The sequence below is a fragment of the Phyllobacterium brassicacearum genome (assembly GCF_003010955.1).
Taxonomy (GTDB): Bacteria; Pseudomonadota; Alphaproteobacteria; order Rhizobiales; family Rhizobiaceae; genus Phyllobacterium; species Phyllobacterium brassicacearum.
This window is the reverse complement of sequence record NZ_PGGO01000026.1, coordinates 56,769-68,284: the sequence shown is the minus strand read 5'-3', so window position 1 is coordinate 68,284 and position 11,516 is coordinate 56,769. Positions and strand designations below refer to the sequence as shown.

At 57.7% G+C, this 11,516-nt stretch carries 10 protein-coding genes; 8 read left to right on the top strand and 2 right to left on the bottom strand.

All coding sequences use genetic code 11. The features are described 5' to 3' along the window. Positions 1 to 464: 464 nt before the first annotated feature. Positions 465 to 3,152, top strand: coding sequence for a bifunctional acetate--CoA ligase family protein/GNAT family N-acetyltransferase (locus tag CU102_RS24540; protein WP_106713706.1), 2,688 nt, complete (start codon positions 465 to 467; stop codon positions 3,150 to 3,152). A 15-nt stretch (positions 3,153 to 3,167) separates the two neighbouring features. On the opposite strand, the gene CU102_RS24535 is transcribed toward CU102_RS24540, so the two are convergent. Both CU102_RS24535 and CU102_RS24530 read right to left on the bottom strand, forming a co-directional pair. Next, a complete protein-coding gene (locus CU102_RS24535; protein ID WP_106713705.1) occupies positions 3,168 to 3,989 on the bottom strand; it encodes a universal stress protein in 822 nt (273 codons plus the stop codon). 27 nt (positions 3,990 to 4,016) lie between these two features. Continuing rightward, the gene (locus CU102_RS24530; protein ID WP_106713704.1) at positions 4,017 to 4,403 is read right to left on the bottom strand and encodes a hypothetical protein; all 387 of its coding nucleotides are present in this window, start codon (positions 4,401 to 4,403) and stop codon (positions 4,017 to 4,019) included. A gap of 134 nt (positions 4,404 to 4,537) precedes the next feature. Between CU102_RS24530 and CU102_RS24525 the strand changes: the two genes are divergently transcribed. The 7 genes from CU102_RS24525 to CU102_RS24495 all read left to right on the top strand — a co-directional run bounded on the left by CU102_RS24525 (position 4,538) and on the right by CU102_RS24495 (position 11,505). Continuing rightward, a complete protein-coding gene (locus CU102_RS24525; RefSeq protein WP_106713703.1) occupies positions 4,538 to 5,362 on the top strand; it encodes a universal stress protein in 825 nt (274 codons plus the stop codon). Positions 5,363 to 5,384: 22 nt separating this feature from the next. Then, the gene (locus CU102_RS24520) at positions 5,385 to 7,949 is read left to right on the top strand and encodes a cation-translocating P-type ATPase (protein WP_166648592.1); all 2,565 of its coding nucleotides are present in this window, start codon (positions 5,385 to 5,387) and stop codon (positions 7,947 to 7,949) included. Between the two features lie 299 nt (positions 7,950 to 8,248). Further along, the gene (blh, locus tag CU102_RS24515; protein ID WP_106713701.1) at positions 8,249 to 9,544 is read left to right on the top strand and encodes a bifunctional sulfur transferase/dioxygenase Blh; all 1,296 of its coding nucleotides are present in this window, start codon (positions 8,249 to 8,251) and stop codon (positions 9,542 to 9,544) included. Beyond that, the gene (bigR, locus tag CU102_RS24510) at positions 9,538 to 9,888 is read left to right on the top strand and encodes a sulfite-sensing transcriptional repressor BigR (RefSeq protein WP_106713700.1); all 351 of its coding nucleotides are present in this window, start codon (positions 9,538 to 9,540) and stop codon (positions 9,886 to 9,888) included. The genes blh and bigR overlap by 7 nt, the downstream gene beginning before the upstream one ends. Next, the gene (locus CU102_RS24505) at positions 9,885 to 10,295 is read left to right on the top strand and encodes a YeeE/YedE family protein (RefSeq protein WP_106713699.1); all 411 of its coding nucleotides are present in this window, start codon (positions 9,885 to 9,887) and stop codon (positions 10,293 to 10,295) included. The genes bigR and CU102_RS24505 overlap by 4 nt, the downstream gene beginning before the upstream one ends. Further along, the gene (locus CU102_RS24500; protein WP_106713698.1) at positions 10,292 to 10,726 is read left to right on the top strand and encodes a YeeE/YedE family protein; all 435 of its coding nucleotides are present in this window, start codon (positions 10,292 to 10,294) and stop codon (positions 10,724 to 10,726) included. Before CU102_RS24505 ends, CU102_RS24500 begins: the two co-directional genes overlap by 4 nt. Beyond that, positions 10,723 to 11,505 carry a sulfite exporter TauE/SafE family protein gene (locus CU102_RS24495; RefSeq protein WP_106713697.1) on the top strand — a complete coding sequence of 261 codons (783 nt, stop codon included), beginning with the start codon at positions 10,723 to 10,725 and terminating at the stop codon, positions 11,503 to 11,505. The genes CU102_RS24500 and CU102_RS24495 overlap by 4 nt, the downstream gene beginning before the upstream one ends. The last annotated feature ends 11 nt before the right edge of the window (positions 11,506 to 11,516 follow it).

Here is an 11,516-nt window from a genome sequence, read left to right as displayed (position 1 = left end):
GCGCGCGGAAATTTTCCCACGATCCGTTCCAGATTAGCAAAGACCCGGTAGCGCTTTTCAGCGTGCAACTGGTCAATCGCGTCTTCGAAAAACCGACGATAGTCCATGAATTGCTCCTGTATCATGATTGCCGATTTATCCATCATTACAATGTGCTGGTCCGCTATCTTGACAAATTAAATGATACTACAGGGCGGACCGCCGCCTCGATTTCGGCACCATCGTTGCAGCCTAGAACATTTCTATAGACGAAATAGGAAACAATGAATTTGCGGTGGATCAAGTCCATTGGTCATTTGAGGTGCATTTGCCCTGTTTTCCATAAACTGTTTGTTCGGCGCCCACTCGCCGGGTTCACTGGCGGACGGCGGCAACAAGCTGCTGGTCGACAAGCGCCTTTGACGCGAATCAATGATGAAGATGAGTTAATGTGCATAATCCGGCGTAGGCCATAGGAGTTGCGCATGAGCATTCGGAACCTGGAACACGCCTTTCACCCGAAATCCGTCGCACTGATCGGTGCATCAGACAAAGCTGGATCGGTTGGCCGTATCGTCATGCGGAACATTGTAAGCGGAGGATTCGAAGGCGAACTCTGGCCGGTCAACCCAAAGCACGAGACAGTCGACGGCCGGACTTGTTATCCCAACGTACAAGAAATCCCTGGCATTCCCGATCTGGCCGTGATCGTCACGCCGCCGCGGTCGGTTCCCGGCCTTATCCGGGATCTGGGGGAAAAAGGTACGCGCGCGACCGTTGTCATTACCGCCGGTCTCAACGAAGCGAACGGATTGCGGCAGGAAATGCTCGATGCTGCCAAGCCTTACCTGTTACGCATCATCGGACCCAATACGGTTGGTCTGCTGCTTCCACAATCGAAACTCAATGCCAGTTTTGCCCACATGGATGCGCGGCCGGGCCAGATTGCGCTGCTGTCGCAGTCGGGTGCGATCGCAACGTCTCTCATCGATTGGGCTGCCGACAATCAGATCGGCTTTTCCCAAATCGTATCACTTGGGGACATGGCAGATGTTGACGTCGCCGATTGTCTTGACTTGTTGGCGGGAGATGCCGGAACCAAGGCGATCGTCATGTACCTGGAATCGATTCCGCACCCGCGGAAGTTCATGTCCGCAGCCCGGGCAGCTGCTCGCCTAAAACCCGTCATTGCGATCAAGCCGGGACGGCACAGCGAGGCCGCAAAGGCCGCCGCAACGCACACGGGTGCCTTGTCGGGGGCCGACCGCGTGGTCGACGCGGCGTTACGCCGGGCTGGGGTGTTGCGCGTCGGTGGTCTGGCTGAGTTGTTCGACGCCACGGAAACCCTTGCAAGGTTTCCGATGTTGGAGCAAGTGCGGGTGGGTATTGTCACCAATGGCGGCGGTGCAGGAGTTCTAGCCGTCGATCAATTGATGGAGAACAAGGGAGAACTGGCCGAGCTGTCTGCTGGCACGCTCGAACGCCTCGATCAATGTTTGCCAGACAATTGGTCACATTCGAATCCAGTGGATATTATCGGGGACGCACCGCCGGAGCGATTCAAGGAGGCGGTGGAGGTCGTTGCGGCCGATCCTGGGACCGACGCCATTCTGGTGCTCAACTGTCCAACCGGACTGGCATCGCCGATCGATGCCGCGACCGCCGTCGCATCTCTGGTGGACGCGGGGACGGTCGCTGGCAAACCCGTGTTCGCCTGCTGGCTGGGAGAACACACAGCGCGCAAGGGTCGCCGTGTGCTCGTAGATGCGGGTGTCGCCAGCTATGAGACGCCGGCTGCTGCGGCCAATGCCATATCCTACCTTTCCGATTGGTCTCGGGCACAACGGGTTCTGATGCGGGTTCCCGACAATCGATACGATGAGAAGCACTTTGATCGGGAGGTCGTCTACCGCATATTTCGGCAGGCCGCGTCCGAAGGTCGGAACATGCTTGCTGAAACGGAGGCCAAGGCGGCGATCTCAGCATACGGCATTTCTGTTCCCCGTACACTTGTGGCCCGGACTGCCGAGGAGGTGGAGGGCGTCGCTGGCGAATTGCTTTCGGGAGACGGCAAGGTCGTCGTGAAATTGCTTTCCAAATCGCTGACGCACAAATCCGACGTCGGGGGTGTTGTGCTCGACGTCGCGACACCAAAGGCGGCTCGCGAAGCGGCGGTCGCAATCGGTGAGCGCGTCAGGGCTCTCAGACCCGATGCAGACATCGACGGTTTTGCAGTGCAGCCGATGGTTATGCGTAAACACGCACAGGAATTGATCCTTGGTGCCAGCCGTGATCCGGTTTTCGGTCCAACAGTATTATTCGGGGCCGGCGGGACAATGGCGGAGCTTGTCAACGACACGGCCATTGGCCTCCCGCCGCTTGATGATGTACTGGCCGGCGATCTGATCGACAGCACGCATATCGGCCGTTTGCTTGCTGGATACCGGGACCGCCAAGCCGCGAACAGGACGGCAATAATCGATGCAGTCATAGCCCTCTCGCAGATGATCATCGACTTTCCATGCCTTGTTTCTATGGACATCAATCCACTTCTCGCTGATGCCACAGGAGTCATTGCGCTGGATGCCCGCATCGAAATTGATCTTGATGGGCTGAAGCGATCTGGTCCGAATCCCGATCTTGCCATCCGTCCATATCCGTCGAATTGGAAGAGAGAAGTTGCTCTTAAAGGAGGAACCTACGACCTGAGACCAATCCGACCGGACGATGTGGTCTTGTACCCCCTTTTCCTGTCGAAGGTCTCACCACACGATCTCCGCTTGCGCTTTCTTGCGCTTCGCCGCACGTTCTCCGAAGATGCCCTGCGTCGGCTCACACAGGTTGATTATGATCGCGACATGGCGTTCATCGCTTTGGACAAGGATGGTGGGGAGCTTGCCGGAATTGCACGACTTTCCTCCGATCCGGATCACGAAATCGCTGAATACGCAGTGCTTGTCAGAACGGACTTGCAGGGGCGGGGCCTTGGTTGGGAGTTGCTCCGTCAATTGATCGATTTTGCCAGAGCGGACGGGGTAAAACGGATTGAAGGGCTCATCCTCAGCGAGAACATCAAGATGTTAACAATGTGCCGGGAGTTCGGATTTTCGGTTGTCCATCATCCGTCGGATACCAGTCTCATGCTGGCGACGCTCGATCTGCAACCAGCATGAGACTTTGGCTCGCCTTCAGCTTGACAGGAAACGGCTAAAACCGCCTTCCGCGAGCAATGAGCGCGTGACTCCGCCGAACACCAGTTCCCGTACCCTGCTGTGTCCGTAGGCCCCGGAGACGACCAGTTCGGCTCCAACTTGTCTGGCGAAACCGAGGAGACCTTCACTCTCGTGCTTGTCCTCGACGATCTTGCTCAACGCCTTCACTCCATGACGATGAAGGAATGCGACAACGTCATCGATGCTTTCCTGAGTAATGGTGTCCGCGTCGCGGGCGACGGTTGCGACCACAACCTCGTTCGCCTGACACAACAGCGGAAGAGCATCGACGACAGCTCGGCGGGCCTCACGCGTGTCCTTCCACGCGATCAGGGCGGTATTGGCGAAGATACGTTTTGCATCCTTGGCCGCCACCAATACAGGCCGACCTGCCTGCAGCACAACGTCGCCCAGATTGATGCAACGTTCTGGATGACCGAGCGTCATCGCTTCATCGGACCCCGTGATGATGAGATCTGCTACCCTCGCCATTTCGACAAGAAGCGGGGTTGGATTGACGACAGCGTCGCGCCATTCATGGGAGACATGGGTACCCGCAAGGCTCTCAAATTCACGTCTTAATTCTTTCATGCGTAGTTCAATTTCTTCCCGATCGCGACGCACTGTTTCGCCATCGATCAAGATACCCTGGCGCGCTGTCGTTGGAACGACAACGCCTGCCGCCGTAAAACCGATCAAGTGCGAGTTGAAGCGTGTGGCCACGTTGATGGAGAAATCCATGAGCCGAGCAACCGGGCCGTCTATGTTGAGATTGACGAGTATGGTTCTGTAGGACATCGCAGTAACCTTTCAAAGCTGCGGTGACTATGGCTTTTCCACAAGAGTGATCCTGTAGGGGCGCATGACGTCGCCGTTGCGGATGGAGATATATTCGCCCTGGACGAAGCGTTCGTCGCTCAGGTGAAAGGCAATTTCATTGTCGGACGCCCCTGGCACGTAGTCGAAATACCATTGGCCCCCTGGCTTCCGCCGAAGTCTGCCAATCATGTCCTCACCTTTGGGATGAAAACGGCGCACCCGGCATAGGGACTGGTTTTCCTTCCACTCCACAGCATCGAGATGTCCGTTCTCGTCGAGAGGCACCAGCAAGTCATATCCTTCGTGGGGATCACCTTCGGGATGCCCCTTCTCGCGTGCCAGCACCAGACGGACATGGCGGAATTTAGAAGTAAGTTCTGTCAAATTGACCATCGTAAACCTCCTTGTTCTCCTGGAATCTATCGAAGAAATTCCGTTGCGCTTTGATCCAGCGCAATGAGTCCGGCGATGCTCCGGCCTATTGCTGTGGTCCTGGACCTATAGTTTCTCAAACAAGGACAGATGCCATGTCGTGCAAGAGCGTCTTTTGCGTCATTGGGATAGATCAGTGCGATCGCGACATTTTGAATGCCATCCACCTCTGCAGGGAGCTGGACGCTCATCTAAGCGTCCTGGTCGTGTCGCTTGCCCCGACTCCGATCGGCGGTTATGGGATCGTGGTTTCCGCAGCGTGGTTGCTGGAGCGAGAAGCAGATATCGCAGCGATGAAGAAGCGCGAAAAGCAAATCATATCGCTTGTCCAAACTGATGGCCTCAAGGCTGACGTCGACAGTTACTACTGCGAAAAAGATTGGGCCGACGAAATCATAGGGCAGCGGGCACGCTTTTCGGACCTGACTATTATCGGCCCGGATCTTCTGCATCAGCCAGCCCTGAAAGCTCCCGCGTTGAGCGGCACTCTGTTCCACTCAGGAAGGCCGACCTTGGTGGTGCCTGCGGGTGCTCGACCAACCCTCCATCCACACAAGGTCATGCTCGCCTGGGACGGGCGGATCGAGGCGGTACGCGCTGCGCGTGAAGCCATCGATGTCATGGCCGCGGCCGTCGATGTCCACGTCACAATGATCAACGACGATTCAGCTGATGTGTCCGACCGGCGAGCCAACATCGCCGCCTACCTCGCCAGACATGGCATCAAGGTGAAGATAGATCGGTTGCGCACATGCGGCTCAGCCGTGGCAGACCGTTTGAAACAGCACGCGACCGAAATCGCTGCCGACATGATCATCATGGGCGCGTATGGGCACTCGCGTCTGCGCGAGCGGCTTTTCGGAGGCGTAACCAGATCGATGATCGACACGTCGCCGATCCCGATATTCATGATGCGCTGACGTGGTACCCAAAGGTGACGAGGTGAACATATTGGAACCGATCGCCCGCTCGGCACGTATTTCGAGTCCCCAATATGCGGGACTGACCAGCGCCGAAGCGAAACGTCAACTTGAAACGTATGGCCCCAACACCATGCCGGAAGACGCCGGCCGGTCAATTCTTGGTATCGCGAGAGAAATTCTGACCGAGCCCATGTTGTTGCTGCTCCTCGTGGCAGCGACGCTTTATCTCTTGATAGGCGATCTCGCGGAAGGCCTCTTGTTGGCCGGGTTTGCTGTTCTCACCATCGGGCTTGTCATCTACCAGCATCAGAGAAGCGAGAACGCGCTCGCTGCCCTGCGGAAGCTCGGCGCACCCTTGGCGCGTGTCTTCCGCGACGGCAAGGCGTGTACCGTTTCGGCGCACTTGGTCGTTCCCGGCGACCTCATGGTGCTCGATGAAGGGGAGCGTGTTCCGGCCGACGGAGTTTTGATCAGCAACGCCGGGCTGGTTGTCGATGAATCTCTGCTGACGGGAGAGAGTGTCCCCGTCCGCAAGCGCGCGGGCGACGGCGGTGAGCTGGCTGCCGTTCCAGGAGGCGACGATCAACCATTCATTTATTCCGGAACCCTCGTCGTCAAGGGGCATGGGGCGGCGACAGTGTCAGATACCGGACCGCGAACCCGTGCGGGGCGCATCGGGGTATCGTTGGCGTCGATTGTTGTTGAACGAACCCGACTCCAGACATCAGTGAACCGGATCGTTCGGCTTTTCGGCGGTATGGCCGTTGTCGTATGTTGCGCCTTGATCGTCTTCTACGGTGTCTACCGGGAAGACTGGCTGCAGGGCGTCCTCTCCGGCATCGCCCTTGCCATGGGGATGCTACCCGAAGAATTTCCGGTCGTTCTGACAATTTTCCTCGCTATCGGTGCGTGGCGGCTTGCACGGATCAAGGTTCTCGCCCGACGGCCCGCCGTCATTGAAACTCTGGGGGCAGCCACCGTTCTTTGCGTCGACAAGACCGGAACCCTCACCGAAAACCGCATGCGCATTCGGTTCCTCGACACTTTGACTGACCAACTCGAAGTCGAGTCTGATTTGCGGGACATACCGCGAGCCTTCCTTCCGCTGGTAGATGCCGCTTGGCTTGCGACAGGGCATGCGTCCATTGATCCGATGGATCAGGCGGTCGCAGGACTGGCGTCGCGGGCCGGAGAACATGATCCGACGGATTGGCCGATGGTGCGCGAGTACGGCCTGAAGCCGGAACTGTTGGCAATGTCCATCGCCTGGAAGAACGACGCCGGGAATTTTGCAGTTGCCTGCAAGGGTTCACCGGAGGCCATCGTTGATCTGTGCCATCTCAAGGATGAAGAGGCGGCAAGGATCATGGTACACGTTCAGGCCATGGCAGAGAAAGGCTTGCGTGTCCTTTGCGTTGGCATCGGGACGACGGCGCTGGATGAACTGCCTGAATCACAGCACGATTTCGATTTCACTTTTGCTGGGCTTGTCGGCTTCGAGGATCCTTTGCGGTCAAGCGTGCCTGCCGCTGTATGTGAAGCATTCCGTGCGGGCGTTTCGGTCAAAATGATCACAGGAGATTATCCGGCTACGGCGTTGGCGATCGCTAGGGCTGCCGGCATCGACACAAGAGACGGCGTCGTTACTGGCGACGAGCTCGAACGTGCGGACGATGCTGAGGTGGAACGGCTGGTCGTCTGCGTAAACGTCTTTGCCCGCATCATGCCCGAACAGAAACTTCGAATTGTTGAAGCTTTGAAACGGCAGGGCGAGATCGTTGCCATGACAGGGGACGGAGTGAATGATGCGCCCGCGCTCAAGGCCGCGGATATCGGCATCGCGATGGGAAAACGCGGCACCGACGTTGCCCGTGAGGCGGCGGGAATAGTCCTCCTCGACGAAGACTTCGGACGCATTGTCGGCGCAGTGAAGATGGGACGGCACATCTTCGACAACCTGAGGAAAGTGATGATCTACATTTCGGCGATCCACGTTCCGATCGCTGGACTCGCATTGCTGCCTCTGATCTCCGGCATGCCGCCGCTCTTCTTTCCGGCGCATGTGGTGGTGATCGAGATGATCATAGATCCGATGTGTTCCATCGTCTTTGAACACACGCCGGCCGAAGGCGATGTCATGGATCGACGCCCGCGTCCGGTTGACGATCCGCTGGCAGGTCCGCCGCAGATATTGTTTGGACTGCTCCAGGGCGCTGTGCTTCTTATCGTTTGTCTCGCCGTTTACAAAGGATTGTTGCTGCAAGAGGCCACCGTCGAGGCGGCGCGAACTGCGGCCTTTATCGCGGTGACTGCAGGGAATTTGTCACTGGCGTTAGTTAACAGCAGCCGCGAGACGATCGTCCTGCGTCCTTTCGAGCGCGGGCGAATGGCGTTCTGGCTCGCTTCAGCGATAGCAGCGTCGGTCGTTGCAATTTGCATTCTGCAGTCCAACTTGGCCGAATTGTTCGGCTTCACAAGTCCGACGATTGTACAGGCGGTGCTCGCTGCGGGTGCCGCTGTGAGTGCGGTGCTCATGTTCGACTTATTGAAGTTACTACCAGCCGTACGACGGATTATTGGTTAGGTGCAGGCTGTAGATTATGTTCCTGTGCTGGGTACGAAGCTCGGTCCATTTTGCGGCGAATTGCTTTCAAGCAGGAAGAGGGGATTGGAGGCCGTGGACAAAGCTGGTGGCCGATGTCTGCCAAGATGCTCGCGGAAGGAGACGAGAGGCTTCGCTATTGATGTTCAGATCGTTCGCCCTGGTGATGCGACGACACGAGTTGACTCATAGATTTCAGGATTAGTCTTCACTTGCATACGACTTCAATATACATTATATCGAAATGTATATTGAACAAATCGCACGTAGGAGCGACTTTCATGCAGACCACCAGAATATCCGACCGCCTGTCCGTTTCAGCTCAACCAAGCCTGCACGAGTTTCAGTGCTTTCACGATCAAGGCTTTGCCTTGGTGGTGAACGCCCGACCCGATGAGGAAGAACCAGGGCAGGCGGGCAATGCTGCCGAGCGGGACGGCGCGGAACAGGCGGGACTTTCCTACAGCTTCATTCCGGTGACAGGCTCAACTATCACAGAGGCGGACATCTGGGCCTTCCAATCGGCCTTGGCCGTTGCAAAGGGTCCGGTGCTGGCCCACTGCAAGACCGGAACGCGTGCTCTCCTGTTGCATGCGCTCGGGGAGGCTTTGGATGGCCGCATGAAGCCCAACGACATCTCTGCCTACGGGCAGAGCTTCGGTTTCGATCTCTCTTCGGCGGTAAAATGGCTGGAACGGTATTATGCGCATCGACCGCAGGTGAAGGGTTTCTTCGATCCGCGTACATCAAGCATCCAGTATGTTGCCTCTGATCCGGACACCGGCAAATGCGCCATCATCGATGCCGTGCTCGACTTCGATGAGAAGTCGGGCTCGACGTCGACCAGGAATGCCGATGCGATCCTCGCCTATGTCGCGGAGAAGAAACTCATCGTTGAATGGATACTCGACACCCATCCCCATGCGGACCACTTCTCGGCAGCGCACTATCTGAAGGAAAAGACCGGGGCACCGACGGCCATTGGCGAACACGTCGTAGATGTGCAACGCCTCTGGAAGGACATCTATAACTGGCCCGCGCTCCGGACGGATGGCTCGCAATGGGACCTGCTTCTCGCGGATGGCGACCAATTCAAGGTTGGATCCATTGATGCCCATGTGCTGTTTTCACCGGGTCACACGCTGGCCTCGATCACCTATGTCATCGGTGATGCGGCTTTCGTCCACGATACAATCTTCATGCCGGATGGCGGCACCGCGCGCGCGGACTTCCCCGGTGGCGACGCCCGGACGCTGTGGCAGTCCATCCAGAATATTCTAGCACTTCCGGACAAAACCCGGCTCTTTACCGGGCACGATTATCAACCGGACGGACGTGCACCCCGCTGGGAAAGCACGGTCGGCGAACAGAAGCGTTCGAATCCACATCTTGAGGGCATTGATGAAGACGCTTTCGTTGATCTGCGCGAGAAACGTGATCGAACCCTGTCGATGCCGAAACTGATCTTGCATGCCCTGCAGGTCAATCTGCGCGGCGGCCGTTTGCCGGAGCCGGAAGAAAATGGCCGGCGCTATCTAAAATTCCCGCTTGATGCCCTGGAAGGGGCAACATGGTGAGCGATATGGACATGAAGAAGATCTCTCACAACGGCTTGACGCCCGTCGGGATGGAGGCGCGGGCAGGGGAGGTTGCACACCTTCTCAAGACACTCGCCCATCCTGCTCGCCTGATGCTGGTCTGCACGCTGGTTGAGGGGGAGTATTCTGTAAGCGAACTGGAGACAAAGCTCGGCATCCATCAGCCAACCCTCTCGCAGCAGTTGACTGTGCTCCGGGAGGCAAACATCGTTGAGACACGCCGTGACGGCAAGCAAATATTCTATCGCCTGACGGCCGAAAAGGCCGCCCAACTGGTCGGTGCGCTCTACGATATCTTCTGCTCAGATGCGGGGATGGCATGAACCCGTATATATCTTCACTCGGCGGCGGCTTGCTTATCGGACTGTCCGCAGCAATGCTTCTTCTGCTCAACGGCCGGATGGCCGGTATCAGCGGCATCGTCGGGCGGCTGGCTCAAGGCATCGGCATCGTTACGAACGCCGCCTTTGTCATTGGGCTGATGTTGGGGCCAGTGCTGTTCCTGGGTCTGTTTGGGCAATGGCCGACGGTTACGATCATCGCTCCCTGGCCGCTGATTATCGGTGCGGGTCTGCTGGTCGGCTTTGGATCGCGTATGGGTTCGGGTTGCACGAGTGGCCATGGCGTTCTTGGCCTTGCCCGGCTTTCGCCGCGCTCGGTGGCGGCGGTCGCGACGTTCCTTGCAACCGGCGTGGCTGCTGTCACAATTCTGAAGGGTATCGGCGGATGAAAACGCAATTGGCCCAGATTCTCGCGGCTCTGGCTGCGGGATTGGTGTTCGGGTTTGGCCTGTCCCTCTCCGGTATGCTAGATCCGGCACGTGTCCAGGGCTTCCTGGATATTTTTGGAGAGTGGGACCCGAGCCTTGCTTTCGTTCTCGGCGGCGCGGTGGCAGTTGCCATGGGCGGTTTTTTTGTCATGCGCCACATGGGCCGCCCTCTCTTTGATCGTACATTCCACGTTCCCACGAACAAGAGAATTGATCCGCCTCTCATCATTGGTTCCGCCATCTTCGGGGCTGGCTGGGGGCTTGTTGGATTCTGCCCAGGACCAGCCGTCGCATCGCTGTCGCTCGGCCTGATCCAGTCCGTGCTCTTTGTTGTCTTCATGCTCGCGGGGATGATGCTTCACGACCGCTATCTCGCGCGGAGGGCATCATGACAACCAACATCGTCGCTGCGGTCGGCTCCGGCGGACTTGTCGGCTTCATGCTGGGGCTGGTCGGCGGGGGTGGGTCGATTCTCGCCACGCCGCTGCTGCTCTACGTCGTCGGTGTGACGCAACCGCATATCGCGATCGGTACGGGTGCGCTTGCGGTTTCAGTCAATGCCTTTGCCAACTTGACCGGCCATGCGGTGAAAGGCAATGTCTGGTGGCGCTGCGCCATTGTCTTTGCGCTTCTTAGCGCGATCGGTGCTTTCGCTGGTTCGAGCCTCGGCAAGGCAATGGACGCAATATGGCTGCTCTTCCTGTTCGGCATGGTGATGCTCGTTGTCGGAACACTCGTGCTGCGGCCAAGCAAGCTGCATGCAACTAAAGTCCGTCCGGTCAATCGCCGCATGTGCCTTATCACGGCGATTGTCGCCATTGCTGCCGGCGGTGCGTCGGGATTCTTCGGGATCGGCGGCGGATTTCTCATCGTGCCGGGCCTCATGCTTGCGACAGGCATGCCGATGATCAATGCGGTCGGCTCATCCTTGCTTGCGGTCGGAACTTTCGGCCTTGCCACGGCAATTAACTACGCCCTGTCCGGGCTGATCGATTGGCAACTCGCAGCTGAGTTCATTGGCGGGGGTGTCACCGGAGGTCTTGCCGGAATGCTGCTTGCGACGAGATTGTCTGTTCACAAGAACGTCCTCAATCGCGTCTTCGCAGCGCTAATTTTCGCCGTCGCCTCGTACGTGCTGTATCGGAGTGCGCTCCAATTGATCGTTGGATAAGCGGCTTTGGC